The 24,106-nt window shown below is 40.4% G+C and carries 19 protein-coding genes and 2 pseudogenes; 7 read left to right on the plus strand and 14 right to left on the minus strand.

The window, feature by feature from the left end; genetic code table 11:
- Positions 1-73 precede the first annotated feature (73 nt).
- Positions 74-352, plus strand: coding sequence for a hypothetical protein (locus tag LBE40_RS05885; RefSeq protein ID WP_004860556.1), 279 nt, complete (start codon positions 74-76; stop codon positions 350-352).
- A gap of 153 nt (positions 353-505) precedes the next feature.
- The gene (locus LBE40_RS05890; RefSeq protein ID WP_004860554.1) at positions 506-832 is read left to right on the plus strand and encodes a hypothetical protein; all 327 of its coding nucleotides are present in this window, start codon (positions 506-508) and stop codon (positions 830-832) included.
- Between the two features lie 23 nt (positions 833-855).
- On the opposite strand, the gene LBE40_RS05895 is transcribed toward LBE40_RS05890, so the two are convergent.
- Entirely contained in the window at positions 856-1,161 is a 306-nt protein-coding gene (locus LBE40_RS05895) for a BrnA antitoxin family protein (RefSeq protein WP_004860553.1), read from the minus strand.
- Positions 1,139-1,438 (minus strand): BrnT family toxin, encoded by a 300-nt coding sequence (locus LBE40_RS05900; protein WP_004860550.1) that lies wholly within the window; start codon positions 1,436-1,438, stop codon positions 1,139-1,141. Before LBE40_RS05900 ends, LBE40_RS05895 begins: the two co-directional genes overlap by 23 nt.
- Before the next feature lie 193 nt (positions 1,439-1,631).
- Here LBE40_RS05900 and ssb point away from each other — a divergent pair.
- From ssb to LBE40_RS05915, 3 genes and pseudogenes are all read left to right on the plus strand, one after another.
- A pseudogene (gene ssb, locus LBE40_RS05905) lies at positions 1,632-1,835 on the plus strand (single-stranded DNA-binding protein); the annotation flags it as partial.
- A 178-nt stretch (positions 1,836-2,013) separates the two neighbouring features.
- Positions 2,014-3,181 (plus strand): annotated as a pseudogene (locus tag LBE40_RS05910) (tyrosine-type recombinase/integrase).
- A gap of 206 nt (positions 3,182-3,387) precedes the next feature.
- Positions 3,388-3,588 carry a helix-turn-helix transcriptional regulator gene (locus LBE40_RS05915; RefSeq protein WP_004860538.1) on the plus strand — a complete coding sequence of 67 codons (201 nt, stop codon included), beginning with the start codon at positions 3,388-3,390 and terminating at the stop codon, positions 3,586-3,588.
- 223 nt (positions 3,589-3,811) lie between these two features.
- Here the strand turns inward: LBE40_RS05915 and LBE40_RS05920 are convergent, their stop codons facing one another.
- The 12 genes from LBE40_RS05920 to LBE40_RS05975 form a co-directional block, all read right to left on the minus strand.
- Positions 3,812-4,216, minus strand: coding sequence for a hypothetical protein (locus LBE40_RS05920; protein ID WP_004860535.1), 405 nt, complete (start codon positions 4,214-4,216; stop codon positions 3,812-3,814).
- On the minus strand, positions 4,213-4,887 hold the full coding sequence (locus LBE40_RS05925) for a hypothetical protein (RefSeq protein WP_245256413.1): 675 nt from the start codon (positions 4,885-4,887) through the stop codon (positions 4,213-4,215). Before LBE40_RS05925 ends, LBE40_RS05920 begins: the two co-directional genes overlap by 4 nt.
- Before the next feature lie 105 nt (positions 4,888-4,992).
- Positions 4,993-5,400 (minus strand): hypothetical protein, encoded by a 408-nt coding sequence (locus LBE40_RS05930; protein WP_004860532.1) that lies wholly within the window; start codon positions 5,398-5,400, stop codon positions 4,993-4,995.
- Positions 5,397-5,918 carry a hypothetical protein gene (locus LBE40_RS05935; protein WP_196792901.1) on the minus strand — a complete coding sequence of 174 codons (522 nt, stop codon included), beginning with the start codon at positions 5,916-5,918 and terminating at the stop codon, positions 5,397-5,399. Before LBE40_RS05935 ends, LBE40_RS05930 begins: the two co-directional genes overlap by 4 nt.
- Positions 5,915-6,238, minus strand: a complete 324-nt coding sequence (locus tag LBE40_RS05940; protein ID WP_004860527.1) for a hypothetical protein — start codon at positions 6,236-6,238, stop codon at positions 5,915-5,917. The genes LBE40_RS05935 and LBE40_RS05940 overlap by 4 nt, the downstream gene beginning before the upstream one ends.
- Entirely contained in the window at positions 6,226-6,633 is a 408-nt protein-coding gene (locus tag LBE40_RS05945) for a hypothetical protein (RefSeq protein WP_004860524.1), read from the minus strand. Before LBE40_RS05945 ends, LBE40_RS05940 begins: the two co-directional genes overlap by 13 nt.
- Entirely contained in the window at positions 6,630-7,481 is an 852-nt protein-coding gene (locus LBE40_RS05950) for a hypothetical protein (protein WP_004860523.1), read from the minus strand. Before LBE40_RS05950 ends, LBE40_RS05945 begins: the two co-directional genes overlap by 4 nt.
- 12 nt (positions 7,482-7,493) lie before the next feature.
- A complete protein-coding gene (locus LBE40_RS05955; RefSeq protein WP_004860520.1) occupies positions 7,494-7,913 on the minus strand; it encodes a hypothetical protein in 420 nt (139 codons plus the stop codon).
- A complete protein-coding gene (locus tag LBE40_RS05960; RefSeq protein ID WP_252615170.1) occupies positions 7,910-8,722 on the minus strand; it encodes a hypothetical protein in 813 nt (270 codons plus the stop codon). Before LBE40_RS05960 ends, LBE40_RS05955 begins: the two co-directional genes overlap by 4 nt.
- Before the next feature lie 15 nt (positions 8,723-8,737).
- Positions 8,738-9,151: a hypothetical protein gene (locus tag LBE40_RS05965; protein WP_252615171.1), complete on the minus strand. Its 414-nt coding sequence runs from the start codon at positions 9,149-9,151 to the stop codon at positions 8,738-8,740.
- Positions 9,148-17,274 carry a hemagglutinin repeat-containing protein gene (locus LBE40_RS05970; RefSeq protein ID WP_252615172.1) on the minus strand — a complete coding sequence of 2,709 codons (8,127 nt, stop codon included), beginning with the start codon at positions 17,272-17,274 and terminating at the stop codon, positions 9,148-9,150. Before LBE40_RS05970 ends, LBE40_RS05965 begins: the two co-directional genes overlap by 4 nt.
- A 136-nt stretch (positions 17,275-17,410) precedes the next feature.
- Positions 17,411-17,641 (minus strand): hypothetical protein, encoded by a 231-nt coding sequence (locus tag LBE40_RS05975; protein ID WP_208433272.1) that lies wholly within the window; start codon positions 17,639-17,641, stop codon positions 17,411-17,413.
- Positions 17,642-18,532: 891 nt separating this feature from the next.
- Here LBE40_RS05975 and LBE40_RS08485 point away from each other — a divergent pair.
- Positions 18,533-19,009, plus strand: a complete 477-nt coding sequence (locus tag LBE40_RS08485) for a restriction endonuclease (protein WP_420868166.1) — start codon at positions 18,533-18,535, stop codon at positions 19,007-19,009.
- Positions 18,993-23,393, plus strand: a complete 4,401-nt coding sequence (locus LBE40_RS05980; protein WP_420868167.1) for a type ISP restriction/modification enzyme — start codon at positions 18,993-18,995, stop codon at positions 23,391-23,393. Before LBE40_RS08485 ends, LBE40_RS05980 begins: the two co-directional genes overlap by 17 nt.
- Positions 23,394-24,106 lie beyond the last annotated feature (713 nt).

The following is a 24,106-nucleotide window of genomic DNA, read 5'->3' on the forward strand; positions in this document are numbered from 1 at the left end:
CCAATTTGGATCAGACGCAAAATCAACAGCGCTTGCGTATCTTTACGCTCTTGAAGGTGTGAGCAGCTGGGTATTGCAAACAGCAACAAAGAACGTTTTGAAAGGCAAAGCAGAGGGATTAAATCCAACATTTATGCCATCAACAGCAGATTTTTATCGTTATTGCGAAAAGCTTGAAAGCGATATTCGCTTTCGTGCAGATCGCCTTCTAAAGAACCTTGAAAAACCTGAGAGAACGGAAAAAGCACAAGAGACACCGTTAACATCAGTCCGCTTGGAAAAGCTTCAAAGAGGTCTTGAAGAAATTTTAAAGGACATTGAAGGAAAACAGCAAAATAGTGAAAAGTACTGATCATTTTACGATTAGACATGCATTTAAATCGATAAAATGGCACCGTAGAGAGCGATTTAAATATTTTATGATAAACATGTTATGAATTAAAACAGCTCTGTACGGTCAAATTTGAGTCAAATAAACCAGTTGGTAAAATTATGGACTAAAAGCATGAGAATATTAAAAGATCTATTCTTAAAAAACCGTAAACAGCCAATGCAAAAAAAGTTTGTTGCAACAGCTGTTGGTTATGTCCCTTGGGGAGACGGAGCGGCCGAGTATTTTTACAACCTCTACGAATATCCTGATGGCACAAGAGAGTGTGAAAAGTTTGATGGTGGTCAGTATTACAAAACACCTAAGAATGCAGATTTCAGCACCAAAGCGCAAGTAAAAGCATGGGTTTACGGTGGTAATGTTCCGAAAAGCGTTCTGAATTACGAGCCCCTCATAGAGGAAATAAACAAAGAAATAAAAAAACTATCAGAAGCTGCTTGATACTCTTTGTAGCAGGAAAGAGGTCAACGCATTGAACGAAGCATGGCGTCACGTAAAATGGCGTTAATCCGCGTTTGATATCCTTTCCCTTGACTTTTAAGCCATGCTAGAACGTCTGAATCCACACGCACTGTTGTGACAGTTTTGGTCGGTTTATAGAATGGATTGCGAACGGCGTTTTTCCAGAATGCATCATCTAGTGTTGGAATATCACTATGATCAATTGCACTGTCCGGCATTGCAGCCAGTTTATCAACTTCAACTCTCTGTTTATCTGTCAAAGGTGATAAGTTACTTACATCAATTTCATAACGAACTTTCTTCTTCATAACGTTTCCTTTCTTTCGAGCTAGCTCGCCGCGCTGAAATAATACGGATTACTTCTATACCATCTTTATCATCATGGACAGTATGCGCTACGAGCAGCAGTAAAAAGCCATCCACAAGCCCTAAAGTTTGCCAACGATATTCCCCGTTTTCAATACGGTCTTGTTTAACCATGGCGAACGGATCTGCGAAAACACGAGCAGCAATTTCAAAACTTACACGGTACTTTCTAAGATTACTTTTTGCTTTAGTTTCATCCCATTCAAATCTTATTTTCATATCTTATGTTAATACATTTATATATGTATATCAAGAGTTTTAAATGAACACTGAACTATTTATGTTTTTTTGCATATTAAATATAATTTAATATGTTAAAAAACAATAATATCCTTTTGAAATAATTGAAAAAATATGCAAATTATGCTAAGATTTTGCATGTATAAATTGCAAATCTAATGGGGCTACAAATATGCTAAATAAAGTGACGTTAATCGGGCGCCTTGGTGCTGATCCCGAAAGCAAAACAATGCCATCTGGTGGTGAGGTAGTCAACTTTCGTATGGCAACTTCTGAGAGCTACACAGATAAAAATACCCATCAAAAAGTAGAGAAAACAGAATGGCATTCCATTGTGGTTTTTAATCCACATTTGGCAAAAATTGCTCTTCAGCATCCCTGCAACACTTTGATTTATAAAGATAATTCACTGTTTTGCATATTGAATGAGAGACCCGAATATCCTAAGATTCTCTCATTTCAGACCTGTTTATTTTGAATCAATCAAAACCATTCACTTGCACATAATAAGCGGGATGAGTGTGTGGATAAAAATACTTAAGAAAGGAGTAAAAATGGCTCTTATGAACCGTCTTAATGCAAGGGCTGTCGCAACATTGGGGGCTGGAAAATATAATGATGGTGCCGGCTTGCTTCTTCACAAGCGTAAAGATGGTGGTGCTCAATGGATTTTACGGTATACCATTCACGGACGCCGTCGCGAAATGGGCTTGGGTGCCTTGAGAGATGTCTCTTTAAAACAAGCCCGTGAATTAGCAACTGGGTGGCGTTCTGTTTTACGTGAGGGACGTGACCCCATTAAAGAACGTGAAAAACAAAAGCGTGAGGCAATAAGCAATCTCCATTATTTAAAAGACATTGCTTTAGATGCTTTTGAAAGCCGTAAAGCTGAATTAAAAGGAGATGGTAAAGCTGGGGATTGGTTTTTACCTTTAAAACTTCATATTCTCCCCAAGTTAGGCTGTCTTCCCGTTTCAGAAATTACACAAAAAGAAATACGCAATACCCTTGCCCCTATTTGGCATACAAAAGCTGGAGCTGCTCGGACAGCATTGATGCGTCTCAAACTTTGTCTCAAACATGCGGCTGCCTTAGGTTTAGATGTTGATTTACAAGCAACAGAAAAAGCACGCGCGCTCTTAGGAAAACAACGTCATAAGATCACTAATAGACCAGCAATGGATTGGAAAGATGTTCCAGCTTTTTATAAAACACTTTGCCAAACAACAAATCTCACACAACTGGCTTTGCGTTTGCTTATTTTGACAGGAGTTCGTACGCATTCCTTACGTCATATTCATAAGGATCAGGTTGATGGGAATATATGGACTATACCTGCTGAGAATATGAAAGGAAGGCGTGATACGACAAAAGAATTTCGCGTACCCCTTTATCTTCAGAAGCGCTAAAAGTAATTGAACAAGCCAATTATATCTCTAAAAGTGATTTCATTCTGTCTTTTTCCGGTCGGGCCCCCTTGCTGAGAATTGTATGTCAAAATATATGAAAAAAAATAAACTTGATGCCTGCCCCCATGGTTTTCGCTCTAGTCTACGCGATTGGCTTGCTGAAACAACCGATGCTCCTTATGAGGTCGCTGAAACTATTCTCAGTCATACGGTAGGAGGACAAGTAGAGCGTGCCTATCGTCGTACTGACTATCTAGAACAGCGTCGTATCTATATGGATAAATGGGCGGCATATGTCACTGGTCAATCTTAACAGATGGGGTGCATAACCCCATGATATGTGGATAACTTTAGCTCTCTGTTCTCTCATATCATCTCAATAAGATTCATAAATTATCACATCAGAAAAACTATAATAAAACACTGTTTTTTATAGACTAAATACCTTTCATATGATGTAAAATATGGTTAATAAATAGTTATGATTTGTTCTCATTTTTTGATAGAAAGGATTTTAGTATGACAGAAAATGATATTCTTTTGACAGACCGTGAAAGTGCAAAATTGCTTCATATGAGTGTTTCGACATTCCGCCGTCATGTGACCAATGGATCTCTCCCGAAACCTTTAAAATTTGGTTTTTTATCGCGTTGGTTACAATCGGATCTTATCAATGTCATCGAGCAAGCGAAACAGCAACGTTATAACGACGCGGCATAAAAAGAAAACCTTGTTACGTAAAGACGAACAAGGCTTTCTCAAGCTCATCAACCTAGAGATAACAAAATCCGTCTTGTATCGCAACCTGGTTATAGGATTACTAAGTACATTCTACGCCATATTGCTTTACATACAATATTGAGATGTTGGATTGAGAAAACAATCCCGCCATTCCAAACAAAGGCAAGGAGGGCGGATTGTTGATCATCACAAACAGCAAAACTTAAGGCTGGCATTCAAGTGCATTTTTATATTTTTTACAAAAAGGGCTATTTAAGCGCTTCTTGACACTTCGTTGAGGAATGACCGCGCCAGGCTGACAAATGGGAAGGTTTTCCTCTTTAAAAGTGTAACACCACCCTCCCTCATGTTCGTTTTTATAGCGGAATCCCGCTTGAATCATGCACGCATGAACTGTTGCCTGTGCATTGATACTCTGCTCTCTACTTTCTGGATCGACATCATAAGGCGTTGGCATTCCACATTCTAACAACGCTTTTCCTACCTCAGTAAAGTCTGCTCCTGGCTTCTCCCACATATATATGTACCCCGGAGAAGGCTTAAAAAAATTACATCCAGCTATAATGAACAAAACTATTCCACTTAATAATTTCAAGATTTGTTTCATTTTTTCCTCCCTGATTTATTTGAATCAATTTGTATACGGTGAGGTGAACCATAAGCCTTTTGGCATCTTTTCCCAGCGTTACCATAACAAGCATGAGGGCTAGGATAACTCCATATTATTTTCCCTGCTTCTTTCCAAGGACCACTACCAGGGGGTCTCTTATAAAAAGTAGTGGGATTTTGGCCAAACACTACACCTACAAAGTCATCTGCGTGATTTTCCAAGCCAATATGGGTTTGGTGGCCATCACTTACATAATCTAACGTATTTGCCATAATTTGAATATTAAAAGCCGGTCCAAAGGTATCAATTTTTGTTTTGTATCCTATACCGTGGATGCCATGCTTTTCAAAGTCACGCATTCCATTACCCACTGTCAGACTACCACGGCTATGCGCATCAACAATCGCTCCTGTATTGCCATAGAGATACATAAAATCCTGAAACTTCTTTGTCGAATTACTCAGCCCCCCAAAGTTGCCTTCTAGAAACTTCTGATAAAAAGCTACCCCGAGCTCTACTTCCCATGAATTAGCTTTTGGAAAGACTGTAAAATACAGGGGTTCATGTTCATTATCAGCCAACTGAACCGCATTACGGGCTGCCTCATCGGGTGAGGTAAAAATACCATTATAGAACATACGCCTGTTGCCATCTGAGCCTGCTTGCAAATGCTACTTTTCTTCATCCGTTAAATAATGTGATTGAGGAAACAATCCCGCCATTCCAAACGAAGGCAAGGATGAGGGATTGTTGATCATCACAAACAGCAAGACTTAAGGCTGGCATTTGCGACTATTTTTATACTGTTTACAAAACGGGCTATTTAAGCGCTTCTTGACACTTCGTTGTGGAATAACAGCGCCTGGACGACAAATGGGGAGGTTTTCCTCTTTAAAAGTATAACACCAGTTACCTCTCCCTTTATAATGGAATCCTGCTTGGATCATACAAGCATGAATTGTTGCCCATCCATTATTGCTTACCTCTCTATTTTCTGAATCAAGATCATTAGGACTCGGCATACCACATTCCAACAGAGCTTTTCCTATCTCAGTAAAATCTGCTCCTGGCTTCTCCCACCAATATACCTCACCTGGAGGAGACTTATCGATGTTTTCAATATCACATCCAGTGATACTTAACAGGACTATCCCACTTAATAATTTTAAGATTTGTTTCATTTTTTCTTCCTTGAATAACCTAAATAATCTAAAATTGCATCAGATGAATAAATTGTTGCAGTATGAGGTGTTCCATAGCGCCCAATACATTCTTTACTTGCATTACCATAACAATTATGCGTGCTAGCATCATAGCCCAATAGTGCTCTCCCTTGTTCTATTATTGGAATTGCTGGTGGAAATAATACATAGGGAAACTTCAAGGGTACCTTATAAAAAGTAGGCAGATTGTGACCAATGCTTATACCAACGGGGTCAAGTAGATGGTTTTGTAAGTAAATATGATCTTTTTTGCCATCGCTCACATAATATAGCGCATTCGCTACCGATATAGCGTTATCAGCTGGTCCAAAAAAACGGATATCTGTTTTATACCCTATACCGTGGATGCCATGCTTTGCAAAGTCACGCATTCCATTACCCACTGTCAAACTACCACGGCTATGCGCATCAACAATCGCCCCTGTATTGCCATAACGATACATAAAATCCTGAAACTTCTTTGTCGAATTACTCACCCCCCAAAATTACCTTCCAGAAAATCCTGATAAAAAGCTACCCCGAGCTCTACTTCCCATGAATCAGCTTTTGGAAAAGCTGTAAAATAAAATGGCTCATGCTCATTATCAACTAACTGAACCGCATAACGGGCTGCGTCATCTGGTGTGTTAAAAATACCATTGTAAAACATACGCCTGTTACCATCAGAACCTGCGTGTAAATACTTCTCTTCCTCAGGTGTTAAATAATGCAATTGAGGAAACAATCCCACCATTCCAAGTGAAGGCAAGGAGGGGGATTGTTGATCATCACCAATAGAAAAACTTAAGGCTGGCATTCATCCGCGTTTTTATACCTTTTACAAAACGGGCTGTTTAAGCGCTTTTCGACACTTCTCTGTGGGATGACAGCACCAAGCTGACAAATGGGAAGGTTTTCTTCTCTAAATGTATAACACCAGTTTCCTCTCCCTTTATAATGGAATCCTGCTTGAACCATGCAAGCATAAATTGTTGCATCCTCATTAACACTAAGCTTTCTATTTTCTGAATCAGCATCAATAAGGCTCGGCATTCCACATTCTAAGAGGGCTTTTCCTACCTCAGTAGAATCTGCACCTGCCTTCTCCCACATACTCACGTACTCTGGAGGACTGCTGTCAATTTTTGATATGTCACATCCAGTCACACTTAATAAAACTATCCCACTCAATAATTTTAAAATTTGTCTCATTTTTTCTTCCATAAATGATCTAAAGTCGAATAAATTGAATGAATTTGTTTAGTAGGAGATGTTCCATAATTAGTTTTACACGCTTTACTTGCATCACCATAACAATTATGGGGACTAGGATCATAACCGCCTAACGCCCTCCCTCCCTCTATCAATGGAGAGGTTGCTGTAGTCAATAAACTGTTTCCTACAAACAGCGTCATATATAAAGGATTTTTTATACCTTTCTCCAAAAGTGAAACATCTAGATTTAAAGGTACTTTATAAAAAGTAGGTGCATTGTAACCAAACAAAGTACTAATAGGGTCAAATGCATGGCTTTGTAAGTAAACATGATCATTTTTGCCATCGCTTACGACATATAATGCATTCGCTATCGATTGAGCATGATCCGCTGGTCCATAAAGATAAATATCTGTTTTTTCTGCTATACCGTGGATGCCGCGCTTTTCAAAGTCACGTAGTCCATTGCCTACTGTTAAGCTACCACGACTATGCGCACTAACAATCGCCCCATCATTACCATAACGAGAGGCAAAATCTTGGAATTTCTTGGTCGAATTACTCCATCCCCCAAAATACTCATAAATTGCTACCCCGAACTCTACTAGCTTATCTTTAGCTTGGGGGTGGTAGGTAAAATAAAGGGGTTCATGCGCATTATCAGCCAACTGAACCGCATTACGGGCTGCCTCATCTGGTGTGTTAAAAATACCATTATAGAACATACGCCTGTTGCCATCAGAACCTGCGTGTAAATGCTTTTCTTCTTCAGGTGTTAAATAATGCAATTGAGGAAACAATCCCGCCATTCCAAGCGAAAGCAAAGATGAGGGATTGTTGACCATCACAAGCAAGACTTAAGGTTTGCATTCAGGTTGTACTGGACTTTTTTTACAATAAGGGCTATTCAAGCGCTTCTTGACACTTCGTTGAGGAATGACAGCCCCTGGCTGACAGATGGGGAGGTTTTCCTCTTTAAAAGTATAACACCATCCCCCCGCCCTCGACACCGCTTTATCTTTATAGCGAAACCCTGCTTGAATCATACATGCATAAATTGTTGCTTTCGCATTGATACTCACCTCTCTATTTTCTGAGTCCTCATCATAAGGTGTTGGCATGCCACATTCTAACAATGCTTTTTTTACCTCAAGCTTATCTGCACCTAATTTCTCCCACATGTATATGTATCCTGGAGGAGGCGCGAAAAACCCCTCACATCCAGCAGGTATACTTAACAAAATCATTGCACTCAATAGTTTAAACAGTGTGTTCATTTTTTCCTCCATAAATAACCTAAATAATCTAAAATTGCATAAGGTGAATAAATTGCTATAGTATGAGGTGTTCCATAGCGCGATTTACATGCATCACCCGCATTACCATAGCAATTATGGGTGCTAGGGTAAGAGCCTAATAGCGCTCCCCCTACCTCTCTCATTGGAATTGCTGCTGGAAATAATACATAGGGGAACTCCAAGGGTACCTTATAAAAAGTAGGCAGATTGTGACCAATGCTTATACCAACGGGGTCAAATAGATGGTTTTGTAAGTAAATATGATCTTTTTTGCCATCGCTTACGAAATATACCGTATTTGCCATAGATGCAGCGTTATCAGCTGGTCCCAAAAAACGGATATCTGTTTTGTACCCTATACCGTGGATGCCGTGCTTTTCAAAGTCACGCATTCCATTACCCACTGTCAGACTACCACGGCTATGCGCATCAACAATCGCTCCTGTGTTGCCATAACGATACATAAAATCCTGAAACTTCTTTGTCGAATTACTCAGCCCCCAAAAATTACCTTCCAGAAAATCCTGATAAAAAGCTACCCCGAGCTCTACTTCCCATGAATCAGCTTTTGGAAAAGCTGTAAAATAAAATGGCTCATGCTCATTATCCGCCAACTGTACTGCATAACGGGCTGCCTCATCTGGTGTGGTAAAAATACCATTATAGAACATACGCCTGTTGCCATCAGAACCTGCGTGTAAATGCTTTTCTTCTTCAGGCGTTAAATAATGTGATTGAGGAAACAATTCCGCCATTCCAAGCGAAAGCAAAAAGGGGATTGTTTCCATCACCAGCAGCAAGGATTAAGGTTTGCATTCAGGTTGTACTGGACTTCTTTTACAAAACGGGCTGTTTAAACGCTTCTCAACACTTCGTTGAGGAATGACCGCACCAGGCTGACAAATGGGGAGGTTTTCCTCTTTATAAGTATAACACCACCCCCCCCCTCTCTGATCTTTATAGTGGAATCCTGCTTGGATCATACAGGCATAAGTTGTTGCTCTTGCATTGTTGCTTCTCTCTCTATTTTCTGACTCAAGGTCAATAAGACTCGGCATTCCACATTCTAATAGGGCTTTTCCTACCTCAGTAGAATCTGCTCCTGCCTTCTCCCACATATTCACGTACTCTGTAGGAGTGCTGTCAATTTTTGATATGTCACATCCAGTGATACTTAATAGAACTATCCCACTCAATAATTTAAACAGTGTATTCATTTTTTCTTCCTTAAATAACCTAAACCTAAATAATCTAAAATTGCATCAGATGAATAAATTGTTGCAGTATGAGGTGTTCCATAAGCATGTTTACACGCATCACTCGCATCTCCATAGCAATTATGGGTGCTAGGATCATAGCCCAATAGCGCTCTCCCTTGTTCTATTATTGGAATTGCTGGTGGAAATAATACATAGGGGAACTTCAAGGGTACCTTATAAAAAGTAGGCAGATTGTGACCAATGCTTATACCAACGGGGTCAAGTAGATGGTTTTGTAAATAAATATGATCTTTTTTGCCATCGCTTACGAAATATACCGTATTTGCCATAGATGCAGCGTTATCAGCTGGTCCAAAAAAACGGATATCTGTTTTGTACCCTATACCGTGGATGCCATGCTTTGCAAAGTCACGCATTCCATTACCCACTGTCAGACTACCACGGCTATGCGCATCAACAATCGCTCCTGTGTTGCCATAACGATACATAAAATCCTGAAACTTCTTTGTCGAATTACTCAACCCCCAAAAATTACCTTCCAGAAAATCCTGATAAAAAGCTACCCCGAGCTCTACTAGCTTATCTTCAGCTTTTGGAAAATATGTAAAATAAAGCGGTTCATGTTCATTATCAGCCAACTGAACCGCATTACGGGCTGCCTCATCTGGTGTATTTAAAATACCATTGTAGAACATACGCCTATTGCCATCAGACCCTGCTTGTAAATACTTCTCTTCCTCAGGTGTTAAATAGCGATACAGAGTGATATACTTTCCATCGCTGTCTTTGATATATTCTCCATTTTCATTTGTTGCATAGAGTACTTTACCATTTTCATCATGCACAACCTCACCCACGGGATGCTCTTTGAGATATGCGACTTCACGCACTTTGTCCCAGTATCCAAATCCTTCATCCGATAAATCATTGATCATATCTAAGCGATTATGCACTGCTCCCTCAAGCGATGTGGCATCCACCGGTGCAACGGCTTGGTGGGCTGCTGCGGTGTTGCGGTTGAGGGCATCGATGATTTGTCCAGCATCTTGGACCATTGCCCTCTGGTTAGATCTACCGGTCAAAATGATGCTGCCATCACTGATGGCAGATTTGGTTTCCCCTTCCGCTCCATTGTGTACCTTTCCGTGATTTAAAACATTTTTGGCAATGTTTTTTATCGTGTCATTTCCAGAAAGGCTAAAACCATGGCTGCTGGCTTGCGCATGGGCACTGTTGGTGATGTCACTGGTGGTAATACTTCCTGTGGTCAGGCTGTTTTTGTCTGCCGGCGCGGTGCTGGCAATGATGCCTCCGGTCAACGTTGTTTTGTCTTTAACGTTGATCTTAAAACCGCCATCACCAGCTTTGATGCCTGATTGTTCCACAACACTGTGATAATCGCTAGAGGATTGATCCTTTTGGAAAGAGGCGTTCATAGAGCCTCCACCACCCGTTTGTCCAGCACCAAAGCCAACAGAAACAGAGTTTTGCTTACTAGAAGTCTGTCCCGTATCACTGCGGCTGGTAATGGTGAAAGCACCCCCTACTTCCATTTCTACACGCTCTCCAGAAGCCACTGCTCCCGCCAGTGTGGTATTTCCCCCACTTGTGGTATGAACCGTGCCGATACCAATAATATGAGCGTTCTTTTGTTGAACCGCCTCACTGGAACCTTCCCCTTGACTAAAAGCGGCATTGCCCGTTGCCCCTGCGCTACCCGTGCCATAACCGTAGCCAACACTCATTGAAGTACTTTCACTACTGTTTTGTGTGCTTTGCACATTTTGCGCACTTTCAAAGGTGATATCTTTACCCGCTTCCAAGGTGATATTCCCGCTCTGCGCATCATTGCCCCGTGCATAGACAGGATTGCTACCAGCGATAATATCGCTTCCAACACCATGAATACTCCCATTATGGGCATGCATGTTGACAGCGCGCCCTGCTTCTATGCTATTGGTTACAGCAGTAGATGTCTGAGCAGATGCCTCCACTTTTTCAGTCTTAAAGCCCACGGTTACACTGCCAGATGCACCAGCCATATTGGCAAGAGCATCCTTGGTGGAGCCCCCCATACCACCTAATGTGCTGCCCAGTGTTTTTGTGATGTTACCCCTTTCCCCTGTGTTGCCAGTCAGCCAATTAACAAAATTTCTGCCTTTGTTAAAGAGGTGATTGATTTTGAGCCCTGTAAGTATGCCATTAAGAACGGTGTTATTTCCATCCTTATTATTCATGTGATCTGCGGCATCTTTTAGTCCTTGTACCGTGCCAAGGACACCGATATCACCAGAAGCTGTCACACCAGCAAAGGACTTTTCATGGGTTTCTTGTGCGTTAGAGGTATCATAGCTTTCCGAAAGCGTGATAGTATTGCCAGCATCAATGTTGACATCACGATTTGCCGAAACATTTGTCGCTTGTAAATTCACATCATTGTCAGCAGTAATCTGCACATCTTGGCGTGCCGTAAAATGTGATTGTACGGAAGTATTTTCCCATTGATCCCCTGTGTCTTTGGCGCTTGCAATTCCAACACCCACAGAAGCACCACTGCTGCTCTTTTCAAACTGAATGCCAAAACCTGAGCGCTCTTCTTTTGAGCTTGAAGTATGACGATCATGACCAACAGACACATTGACATCATGCGCTGCCGAAAGGTTAATATTCTCACCTGCAAAATCAGAGCCCACCACGTTCACATCTTTTGTCCTAGCAATGATGTTGATATTGCCATCAGCATTCAGAGAAGAGCCTTGATGTTCAAAACTCTCTTCATTTTCTGTTTTTCCCTCACTCCCATATATCGACACAAAGCCCTTACCTGAACCCACACCAAAACCTGTTTCATGGGTTTCTGAATGGCTCTTATGATGATCTGTCATGCCATCAATCGTCACATTTTCTCCCGTCACATGAATACCTTCATTTGCAAACATATGAGAAGCTGTGATTGTAGTCTCTTTGTCTGATTGCGTGATAATGTTGCCCGTTGCCCCAAGGATAGAGGAGACCGTTGTGCTATGCGATTGAGAGCTATTGGAGGATTCCTCATGCAAAAAACTACTTTCTGAGGATTGTTCTTGCTGGTCGTAGTGTTCTTGAATACCTTTGATAGTAATCTTTCCCCCAGAGTGAATGGTAATATCCGCTTTTGCCTGATCGGTTATTTCCCCTGGCTTGCCTGCTGTGAGCATCGACGCTACAATCTGCGTATTGTTTCCAGATTCAAGAGCAACACCTTTTTCTCCTGCTATACTTGAACCTACCACTTGGGTAGCTCCAAAAGTTTCATGATAGGATGAGCTTCCCCCAAAAAAACCGCCATCTGTGTAGCTAGATATCTCACGGTGTGAGCTATCCTCTGCATTGTTGATGAGAATATCGTTGCTGGCTTTCAACCCCACCTTGCCCTCAGCAGCAATAGAACTGCCCGTGATGCTAAGGTCATGCGCCTTTCCATCCTGCCCCGCAACAACCGTGGTATCACCCCCTGATTTTATCGAAGAGCCCAGAGAAATAGACTCTTGCCTGTCAATACTAAAGTCGCTGCCCTGAAAATGATAATCTCTTTCATCGTTTCTCACCCCTATTGTTATCTCCCTTTGTGCGCCAAGAGCAACATTGCCCTTCGCATCTATATCAGAAGCAGCAATATGGATATCTTGACCGGATAGGACCGTGGTATCTTTTCCAGAACTTAAATGAGAGCCATTGTGTAAGGTGACATGGGAGGTTTGCCCATCCTGCGTATGATTGTCCATGCTGTTGCGCGTGGCATCAATCGAAACATTGCCCTCAGCTTGTAAGAGAAGTTTATCCTTTGTTTGAACATCAGAGCCTAGAACATTGAGATCCTTTCCAGAAGCAAGTGTCGTTGAGCCCCCAGAATTGACTTCCGATTTATGATGCATGGTGGCATCACCCTGTTCGCTGTGGTAATGTGTTTGCGCTGAACCTATTGTTAAATTGCCCTGCTCTGTGGCCATGGCAAGATCACCCTTCGTGGTGATCCTCACCCCTGAAGCTGTGAGATCTTGTTTGGCAATCACGCTCGCATTGCCACCAGCAGAAAGCGCATCGGTGTTTAATACGGTCTCCACGCCGTCAACCGTTGTGCGCCCTGCATCTAAACGAATATTCTTCTGTGCAACTAAAAAAGCATCACCACCCGCCGCAAAATGCCCTCCTTGACTGAGGATATCCCCACCATGCACATGCAATTGGTGGTTTGCCGCAATCCGCCCTGAATTGGTTATTGTGGAATTGCTGGTATTTTGGCTGGTGATATTGACATCATCCCCCATGATCAAGGCACCAGCAGAAACAAAGGAGGCTCTCTCCTTTTCGGGGATGTAAAGCACCGGCGCATAAACATCCATGCCCTTGACCTGTTGGCGTACATAAATCACCATCGGAGCTTCTAGAGAAGCAAGTTGTTCTTCACTTAAAGGCTCACCAAAAGTCAAATTGTGTGTTTTTGCATAATCTGCCCCCACATCCAGCAAGTTTTTGACTTGTTCAATGGCATCACTTCCAGGAATGAAAGAGCCCTTGCCCAAACCTTGCCCCACAAGATCACGCATTTGTTTTTCAATCAGTTGCTTTTCAAAATAAGCATCCCCTAAGAAAAAAATCTCTCTGTCAGGATTGTAACCAATTCTATTCAAAAAATAGGCTGAACCATAAAACTTGCCAACATCAAGGAATTCTGCCCGCGTTTCATAAATAAAATTCTGCTTGGGCAGCGTGCCCCCAACCCCACCCGATTGGGGCTTTGGTAAAGGAAGCCCATCAGAAAGTTCTCCTGCATTATTGAGATCTACTTTTGGTGTAAAGAGAGCACCAGCCCCAGTTAAACCACTTAAGTCCTCCAGTGGATTACCTTCAACGGTTTTTGCTTCAAAATGCGCATCTCCTGTAATGGAACCTTTCGCTGCCGTGTTATTGAGTTGATCGACCACCAAATTCAACGTGCCACCCGCTTGGACAAGACCAGAAACGCTATCAAGAACTTTTGAACCAGTTTGGCGAAAACCATCATTATTTATTATATCTAAAGCAACATTTCGGCTTCCATCAGCGTTATAAGCATAACAATAAGCATCCGTATTAGCCTGACAACCCATATAGGTATTTTTATAAGCTGTTGCCCCCAAATTGGTCAGCACATTGGCGTGGATATCGGCATTTCCCCCTGCTTCTATAGAGCTATAATGGTTGTCAATGGTATCAGCGTTAATGATGAGATTGCCGTGAGACTGTATCATTCCTTGACGAGTAGGCGAAAATTCTTGCGTGACAGTTTTCTGTATCATGTGAGATAAATTATTCCATCGGTACCCTTGAAAAAAAAGCCAACTTTTATTCTCTTCCTTCCAAGTAAACGCCTTGTATACTATCCCATCTTCTAAAGTTATCTTACCATAAGTTGCCTCTTTGTTGGCCAAAGAATTTTTAATGTGAAGATTACATGTGTTTCCTGAACATTCAGCTTCCTTATAGGAAACGCCCCATAGTTCCATCCCCAACTCATTTGCTATACTTGTTGTATGATACAAAATCGCATTTTTAATTGAATCAAAACCCTCTGGTTTTTCGAATGCGATGGCGACTTCTTCCGTTTTTTCCGTGATAACGGGTGTGCTATCGGCTTCGTTTTTCAGACTGTTGGTTTGGATATTTAAGTTTCCACCAACTTGAATAAAGCCCGCTTTATTGACAAGGGAAAGGCTTTTTCCAGTACCTTCTGCATTGGTGAAAGATAAATCACCCTCTGCAACAATGGCGCCAAAATCATTGCGCAAAGCCCCATCAACTTGTAAAGCACCATTGCCCTTCACATAAATTAAACCCGTTTTGCTGTTCCTCGCATCACCCCTCACGCTAAAGGCTAAATTATGCCCTGCTGCCAATTGACCGCTATTTTTAAGCTCCCCTGTTTTGATGACAAAATCTCGTGCCGCTAAAACCGATGTGGCCTCATCCACCATAACGCCTGGAGCAACAAAGAGAATATCTCCTGTCCCGCCTTCATCGGTAACGGCTTGTAGCCGTGCATGGTGAATATCAAGAACATTGGTGCTTTGAAAATCTAAACCGCCATAAATCAGCGTACTGCCCGAAACATAAATATGATCCGCAGTTAAATATAGCGTTTGCGGCGTATAAATATGAGAACGATTATTGCTCAAATCGAGAGTGTTGGCTGTCAATCTCACATCCCCCTTAGCAGACAGCACATTCTCAACACTGATCCCTCCTGATACCGATGTCAATGTGGCTGTGCCATAGCCTATGATCTGATCATAATAAATGTCGTTGCCAGCAAAAAGGTCAATATTGCCACCACTGATAATATGTCCAACCTTTACGCCCCTTTGTGCTGTAATAGAAAGAGAACCTTTATCATGAAAAACAAGATCACCTGTAGGGTTCGAAGGGCTCACCTGAGAGTGAACAAAATCTAAACCTGTCATCAATGTGCCTGCATCAAGGCTTCCCACCTTTAAAACCGCATCATCACCTGTCATCATGGTAGAAAAATCAACCGCCCCACCATGAATATCTGCTCTGCCATGGGCTAAAACTTGCCCAAAATGAATGCCGGCATGAGGTTCAACATGAATGGCAACATTGTGATGCGATAGGATCGTTTGAGAAACAGAAAGCCCATGATATGCAACAAGTGTGACATTCCCTGCTCCATAAATATTTGCGGCATTAATGATCCCGCCTCCACTTTGGAGATCAACATCCCCATGGCTGCCCAAAACAAGGCTACCAGCAGCTTGTGTTGCTGCCATATCAACCCCACCAGCTAAAAAATAGGCTTGTATATCACCACCGGCATGCGCCCTTAAATTGCCCCCCGCTAAAACCGTACCACCAATATTCAGTGCGCCACCAGATTCAAGGGTCACATCAGCGCCAGCGCCAAGCCCTGAAACTTGCAGAGCATGGCGCGAAGAAAGCTCCAGATTGCTCCCAGAGGTGGCTTTTCCGCTAATCGTTAAAAGCCCATCCTGCGCATCTACGCTCAAATGACCATCCGCGCCAACTGTCTCTAACGTGACACCTTTTTTTGCTGCAATCTCAACATGCTTTTTCGACGTAATGTGCTTTGCATGAAGGGTATCGCTTTTTGATTGAAGAACAACACCATCATGACCAAAAACATCCTTCAACGAGATTTTTCCATCAGCAGAAAGATGCAACTGCCCCGCATTGGCTGCCATATCATGGCGCATGCGAACCCCAACACCTTTTTCCGTTGCCACAAGTTTTATTCTGTCCGCTTGTAGAGCCCCTAACGCAGAACCGTCTATCGCATATTCCGGCTTGCCGGTAATATCGGTCAACTCCTTCATCTGCCGAGAAGCATAATCAAAGTGACCGGTCCCTGCTGTCACTCCAATTGTCCTCCCCGCAACAGCTCCTTCAAAATGCACTGTGCGTGAGACAATATCGACAATATCAACAGCCCCTTGGCTTGAGAAAAAATTCGCACCCTGGGGTCCAAAGGTGATATCCCCACCTTGAACCTCAAACCCTTTCAGAAAACCACTCCCATCAATTTCTGGTACACCCGTGGTTAAGGTCGCATGGGGCGTATTGATAAAGCCACAACCATCACAACTTATCCCATTGGGATTGGCTATAATCACATCGGCTTGATGCCCAAAAACCTCCGCTGGACCATGAAGCGCACTGCGCTTGCTGCTGGTGACTTCATTTAAAATTACTTTCGCCGAACCAGAGTAGCGCAAATGCGGATTGCCCGGCATAATGCCACCCAACTGCGATTGTCCTACTTCTTGCGCGTGATTGTTTAAAATGACACCTGGATTGCCAATATTGAAATCGTAATATTTATTGTGTGATAAGCCTTTGCCATTGGGGGTAACAATATCAATCGAGGGAACCCCATTGGGTGCTGCCACAATATCTGGGCGATGAGCGGCACCTGCGTTAGGGTCAACAGCAATTTGCGCCTGTAGTGTTGCTGGTTGTAAAAGAAAAGGTAAACCAATCCCGCCTAGCAAAACCTTTTTGAGCATCGTACTGGAGACTAAAACTTCAAACCATGTTGCTCTTTTTGCTCTCTGCTCATATCTCATGCTTGTATTCCCCAATAATATGCTTAAAGATTCATTGTTAATGTCATTAAAAATGTTCCAGGCTTCTTGTGCTTAACTGTGCTCCAGAAAATATATAATGAATTGCAAGCTGTATCTTTCCCTCTCAAAATGGTCCCTAGTTTTCTTCAAAAGAGAGAGAAACTTTGCCAAGCGTTAAAGCACGTAAATGCTCACGGGCAAAATTATCTGTTGGTATTTGTGGATATAAAAATGCCGAAGAACGCGCATAAACAGTGACGCCAGAAAACATGCCAAACAACACTAAAATGGCTAGAAAAATTCTTAAAAGAGAACTTCGGCGTAAAAATACAGAAAACAATACAGATTGCCCCCCACTTTGCATCATTCAAAAAGCATTATTTAAAAATGCTTCATAAATCTCTAACAATACCACTCAAAACCCACGGCCCTATGACGCTTTTAGCAAAAGCGCATACCCCTGTAACCAAAGACAAATGGCACCCAAAAATAACTTGATTGTAATTGTGTGAAGATCTCTCCCCCCATATTTACACCATTAAAGTTGTAACCAAAATTGTTTGGAAAGTCAATGCCTAACGCCTCAATATCCTTATCAATAAAAGACCATAAACTCGCTCTTCAACCTCTCTAAGCTACTCAACATGACATGCTAAATAAACGATACATCGTCCTACCAATCTCATCCTTTGGTAAAAAATCATGCTAGCAAACAATAAAGAAATCTCTTTTGAGAACCTTTCAAAACAACCACAAAAAACTCTTTTACAGAGCATTAGGGAACTTTTCTCCAAAGAAAATGATCTGAATTGCTTCAGAAAAAGAGTTTTGTCACTTTTGTCAGTTCTTTTAACAAACAAAATTATATTTTAGAAAGTAACAAAATGCTTCAAAATACTCATTCTGATATTTTAAAGCACATGCTACATTTGTCTTTTTTCCATAAAATAAACAGCAAATTCCACTATTTTGCTGATCTGATCTCTCTCATGGGCTGTGGATAAACAGCCTTTAAAAACTCTTTTGAAAAAAATTATCCGCTTTTTTAGCATTTTTCTGCATTTTTTCTCAATTCGTTCAAAATGGATTTAATAAGCTTCGTTTTGATTCTTTTGATAAGAATTAACCCTCTCATACGAAAACGGAGCCCTGTTATAATATACTTCACCCTCATCATTCTGATAATAAACATGTCACTTTACGCTCTCTCTTAGAATATTATCGTCAACGAGCAACATCACCCCGTGAATTGGGAACATTGTTTGAAAACCTTGTGAAGGCTTATCTTATGCATGACCCTCTCCATTATGGACGATATGAAAAAGTTGAAAGCTATTTTGAATGGGCTAAAGAGCGTGAAGGTTGGAATAAAAATGATATCGGCATTGATCTGGTGGCAAAGCTTCGTCATCAAGAGGGGTATGTGGCTATTCAATGTAAGTTTTATAAAGCAGACCATCAGATCAGTAAAAAAGATATTGATAGCTTTATCGCTGCCTCTGGAAAAGACATCTTTAAATATCGCCTTCTTGTCGATACCACGGAAGTGGAATTAAGTGACAATGTGAATGCTATGATCAAAGGACAAGCGATACCCGTTTATCGCATTGACCTTCGTCATATGGAAAACAGTCGTATAGATTGGCAAATATTTGCAACGAAAAAAGAAGTTGTTCTGAAATCGACAAAAGAGCCTCGTCCTCATCAGAAAGAAGCTCTTGAGAAAAGTCTGTGAAGGTTTAAAAGAAGCAGACCGTGGCAAGCTTATTATGGCATGTGGTACGGGCAAGACTTTCACCAGTCTTAAGATAGCAGAAACCATAGCTGGAAAAGGCAAGCGTGTTTTGTTTCTGGTGCCTTCTCTTGCTTTAGTCTCGCAAACGATACGAGAATGGACAGCAGATGCACAAGTCCCCTTGCGTTCTTTTGCTGTGTGTTCGGATACAAAAGTAGGCAAGCGTCGTAAAAACCAAGATGATATTGTTGGTATGGAAACATCAGATCTTGTGCTCCCTGCTACAACAGATGCGAAAGCACTTGCCAAAGAAGCTTGTGAAAACCTCGCAGAGGCAATGACGGTGGTCTTTTCAACCTATCATTCCATTCAAGTGATTTCGGATGCACAAAAAGACCATGGTTTACCTGAATTTGATCTGATCATCTGTGATGAAGCGCATAGAACCACTGGTGCTTCATTGGGAACTGACGACAATGAATCTGAATTTATCAAGGTTCACGATAACAGCATTATTCGAGGCAAAAAACGTCTGTATATGACAGCAACGCCAAAGATTTTTAGTGACACTGCTAAAAGGCGTGCGGATGAGATCAATGCCGTTCTAGCTTCTATGGATGATGAAACGCTTTATGGCAAACAACTCCATCATTATACCTTCGCAGAAGCTGTCGATAATGAACTTTTAACCCCTTACAAGATTGTGGTTTTGGGGATTGATGAAACCTATATCACACCAGCCATACAGGAGATTATTGCCAATGAAAACCGTGAAATTGATTTAGATGATGCGGCAAAAATTATTGGCTGTTATAGAGCCCTGACCAAAATAGATAAAGAAGCTGCTGTCGATGATGATACAGAGCCTATGCGTAGTGCTTTAGCTTTTTGCAAAGACATCAACACCTCTCAATATATCACAAAGCTCTTCAATAGAATTATCAAATCTCATATCAATGATTTTCTTCAAACAGTTCCCTTTCTGAACTGTGAAGTAAGACATATTGACGGAACACAAAGTGTCAAAAAACGCAATGAAGAACTGGATTGGTTGAAACAAGATGCTGGGAACAATGTTTGTCGGATCTTAAGCAATGTTCGATGTCTTTCAGAAGGGATTGATGTTCCTGCTCTTGATGCAATCATGTTTTTACACCCGCGCAATAGCCAAGTGGATGTAATCCAGGCGGTGGGGCGTGTGATGCGTCGTGCTCCAAATAAGAAAACGGGCTATATTATTTTACCCATTATCATTCCTTCACACTTAGAAGCCAAAAAAGCTTTACGAAACAATAAGAGATACCGTGTTGTTTGGCAAGTTTTGCATGCTTTACATTCTCATGATGAGAATTTTAGCAAAACCCTTAACCAGATGGTCTTAGGACAAGACGTGAGCTCTATCATCGACATTGTTACAGTTTCTAAAAAGACCGAATTAGAAAATGTCACCACGGTTATTGACGAAATCCCGCTACACGAAAAATCGGAACAATCCGGACTTCAAATTGGGACACAAGCTCATGAACCGCAACATAGTCATAGCGTAACAGGAAGATTACCCTTTTTTGTTGAGTTTCCCAATGCTCTCAAAACACTGATTGTTAAAAAATCTACCATGAGTGATTATTGGGGCATTTGGGCGAACAATGTTGCTGAGATTGCACAAAACCATATCACACGCCTTCAAACTATGCTTTCTGATCAGACAAGCGAAGCTTATCATGCCTTTGATGCGTTTTATAAGGAATTAAAAAACAACTTAAACAGTGAGATAAAGCAAGAAGAAGCGATTGAGATGTTAGCGCAACATCTTGTGACGCGTCCTGTGTTTGAAGCTTTGTTTGAAGGCAATGAATTTGTACAAAACAATGCTATCTCTCAAGCGATGGAAAAGATCTTAAGAGAACTAGATAAAACAAATATTGAGGAAGAATCCAAAGAATTACAAGAGTTTTATGACAGCGTAAAGTTCCGTGCCTCTGGCATTACCGAACCGCAGGCAAGACAGAATCTTATTATCAAGCTTTACGAAGATTTTTTTGCCAAGGCATTTAAGAAAACAACGGATAGGCTTGGGATTGTTTATACGCCCATAGAGGTTGTCGATTTTATCATTCATTCTGTTGATGATGTGTTGCGCAATGAATTTGGAAAAAGCTTGGGGTCACGTGGTGTCTCTATTCTTGATCCTTTTACTGGAACGGGTACCTTTATCACAAGGCTTTTACAATCAAAGCTCATAAAACCAGAGGATATGGAATATAAGTTCCGTCATGATATCCATGCCAATGAGATTGTCTTACTTGCCTATTACATAGCAGCGATCAACATTGAATCGACTTATCATAGTTTGGTGAAAGGAAAGTATATTCCTTTCAAGCATATTGGTTTAACCGATACATTCCAAATGCTTGAAAGGAAAGATTTGTTGCAAGAGTTATTTAAAGAAAACAGTGAATATTTAGAACATCAGAAAAATCTAAATATCAAAATTATCTTTGGCAATCCTCCTTATTCAACTGGGCAAAAAAGTGAAAATGATAATGCAAAGAACACTCCCTATCCCATATTGAATGACCGTATTCGTGAAACTTATGCTGCTCGGTCAAATGCAAGTCTTCTACGAAATCTGTATGATAGTTATATTCGTGCTATTCGTTGGGCAAGCGACCGTATAAAAGATTGTGGTGTTATTGGTTTTGTCACAAATGCAAGCTTTGTAGATGCAAATGCTATGGCTGGCTTACGAAAATGCCTCGTTGAAGAATTTAATAGCCTTTATATTTTCCATTTGCGGGGGGATGCTCGGACTTCTGGAGAACAACGTAAGAAAGAAAGTGGTGGAATTTTTGGTGAGGGATCTCGAGCGCCTATAGCTATCTCTATTCTTGTAAAAAATCCAGAATCTCAACAGCGTGGGAAAATATATTTCCATGCTGTGGAAGATTACTGCACAAGAGAAAAAAAGCTTAAGACAATTAAGGATTTTGGTAGTATTAACGGTATTACACGTGAAAACAGTTGGCAAATAATTACACCAGACAGACATGGTGATTGGCTTGGTCAACGTGCTAACAATTTTGAAACATTCCTAACCTTAGGTGATAAAAAGGGGCATAATAAAAAGCTCTTTGAAACGTTTTCTTGTGGTATAGTAACAAGTCGTGATGCTTGGACCTATAATTCAAGCCGCGTATCTCTCACAAAAAACATGCACAATATGATTACTTTCTATAATAGTGAAGTAGAACGTTTTAATGATGCTTATGGACATGTTGATCGCAGGATACGTAAAAATGCTATAAACAATTTTGTAAATTCTGATGGAAGTAAAATCAGTTGGAGTCATAATGTTAAGCAAGAACTAGTAAAAGGAAAAGTTTTTGAACTTGAAGATACATGCCTTACACAAAGTCTGTATCGTCCTTTTACACAACAATGGCTTTATTATAATCGTACTTTCAATGAGAGAGTTTATCAAATGCCGCGCATATTTCCGATAGGAGAAGCGGTTGAAAATAGAGTGATACAAGTTACCGGCATAGGAGCAACGAAAGATTTTTCTGTCATCATGATTAAGACAGTACCTGATTTTCATGCAATGGATACTAGTCAATGTTTTCCAAGGTATATTTATGAAGACACTCCGGTTTCAAAAAATAAAAGTGAGAAACAATCTCATTTATTTTTAATTTCTACAGAAGAAAACACAACATCTGGTTTACAGAGGCGTGATGCCATTACGAATGAAGGGCTAGCACATTTTAAAACGGCTTATCCTAATGAGATTATCACTAAAGATGATTTATTCTATTACGTTTATGGTCTTTTACATTCAGAAGATTATCGCGCTCGTTATGCTGATAACCTCTCTAAAGAATTGCCTCATATCCCTTGTGTAAAAAGCGCTGAAGATTTTTGGATATTTGTTACAGCAGGGCGTAAATTGGGTCATTTGCATGTAAACTATGAAGATGTAGAGCCTTATCCAGTCACTTTTAAAAAAGGCAATCCAAAACAGACTGATATTTCTAATCCTGAGGAATTTTATTACGTGACTGAAATGCAATTCTTTAGCAAAAATAAGATAAAAGATAAATCTATTGTTTTTTATAATAGCAATATCACAATAACAAACATTCCTCTTGAAGCTTATGAGTATATCATTAATGGCAAGCCTGCTCTTGAATGGGTTATGGAACGTCAATGTGTAAAGACAGATAAAAAGAGCGGCATTGTGAATGATGCCAATCACTATGCTGTTGAAACCATTGGCAACCCTGCTTATCCATTAGAGTTATTTCAAAGAGTTATTACCATAAGTTTAGAAACAATGAAGATTGTTAAGAATTTACCAAAATTAGAAATTAGAGAAACTGAATAAACTTATAAAGCATGCTCACATTATAGGCTTGCTAAACTCACAAGGGGTATAGAGTCTTATAACCATAATCTATACCTCTCTTGTTAAATTACTTACATACAATCTTAAAAGGAGTGTTTATATGCGTTATTCTAAAAAGAAGAAACTTGCACTTTTAGATACTCTTATTTAGATTGCTTTAAGACTTTTAAGAAACCCTATCTTAAAGTGAATACGCTTCTTTTACATTGCCTTTAAAAGATTATACCGTAATCTAAAATGATAGCTTTATTGTTTTCAAAAGCTTTGTTGTGAATACTTATATTACTTTACGCTTTTAATTCCCTAATTTTTGAAAAAAGTATAAGCACCCCATATACCCCCAAAACCCCTACAAAATATATATTACAGGTTGTATTTATAGGTTGTTTACATTAGGGCCCCTTATAAACAAAATTCACAAAAAAATTAAAATTCATTTAGTAAAAAAAATGATAGGTTATAAAGATAAAAATACGCATTATGAGAGCGTTTTTAAATATTATAAATGTATAGATTCAAAACATAACGCAATCGTTTCATAAAGCCTATAATATAGCTTTAAAAGCACATAAATATAAAAGAAGCAATTGATAATCATATGACAATATCAATACATAACCTATTTAAAAGATACAAAAAAATATCAAAAAAGATAAAATATTATTTGACAATAAATACGTATTTTGTTATAG

Origin of the sequence: Bartonella taylorii, from assembly GCF_023920105.1 — a bacterium.
GTDB lineage: Bacteria > Pseudomonadota > Alphaproteobacteria > Rhizobiales > Rhizobiaceae > Bartonella > Bartonella taylorii.

What these genes read in the sequence shown, in the direction of transcription:
- LBE40_RS05975 (WP_208433272.1), bottom strand. Translation starts at nt 17,641, where the DNA reads ATGATGCAAAGTGGGGGGCAATCTGTATTGTTTTCTGTATTTTTACGC.
- LBE40_RS05900 (WP_004860550.1), bottom strand. Translation starts at nt 1,438, where the DNA reads ATGAAAATAAGATTTGAATGGGATGAAACTAAAGCAAAAAGTAATCTT.
- LBE40_RS05950 (WP_004860523.1), bottom strand. Translation starts at nt 7,481, where the DNA reads ATGGTCAACAATCCCTCATCTTTGCTTTCGCTTGGAATGGCGGGATTG.
- LBE40_RS05970 (WP_252615172.1), bottom strand. Translation starts at nt 17,274, where the DNA reads ATGAGATATGAGCAGAGAGCAAAAAGAGCAACATGGTTTGAAGTTTTA.
- LBE40_RS05955 (WP_004860520.1), bottom strand. Translation starts at nt 7,913, where the DNA reads ATGAACACACTGTTTAAACTATTGAGTGCAATGATTTTGTTAAGTATA.
- LBE40_RS05945 (WP_004860524.1), bottom strand. Translation starts at nt 6,633, where the DNA reads ATGAGACAAATTTTAAAATTATTGAGTGGGATAGTTTTATTAAGTGTG.
- LBE40_RS05915 (WP_004860538.1), top strand. Translation starts at nt 3,388, where the DNA reads ATGACAGAAAATGATATTCTTTTGACAGACCGTGAAAGTGCAAAATTG.
- LBE40_RS05965 (WP_252615171.1), bottom strand. Translation starts at nt 9,151, where the DNA reads ATGAATACACTGTTTAAATTATTGAGTGGGATAGTTCTATTAAGTATC.
- LBE40_RS05940 (WP_004860527.1), bottom strand. Translation starts at nt 6,238, where the DNA reads ATGCCAGCCTTAAGTTTTTCTATTGGTGATGATCAACAATCCCCCTCC.
- LBE40_RS05960 (WP_252615170.1), bottom strand. Translation starts at nt 8,722, where the DNA reads ATGGAAACAATCCCCTTTTTGCTTTCGCTTGGAATGGCGGAATTGTTT.
- LBE40_RS05930 (WP_004860532.1), bottom strand. Translation starts at nt 5,400, where the DNA reads ATGAAACAAATCTTAAAATTATTAAGTGGGATAGTCCTGTTAAGTATC.
- LBE40_RS05895 (WP_004860553.1), bottom strand. Translation starts at nt 1,161, where the DNA reads ATGAAGAAGAAAGTTCGTTATGAAATTGATGTAAGTAACTTATCACCT.
- LBE40_RS05890 (WP_004860554.1), top strand. Translation starts at nt 506, where the DNA reads ATGAGAATATTAAAAGATCTATTCTTAAAAAACCGTAAACAGCCAATG.
- LBE40_RS05920 (WP_004860535.1), bottom strand. Translation starts at nt 4,216, where the DNA reads ATGAAACAAATCTTGAAATTATTAAGTGGAATAGTTTTGTTCATTATA.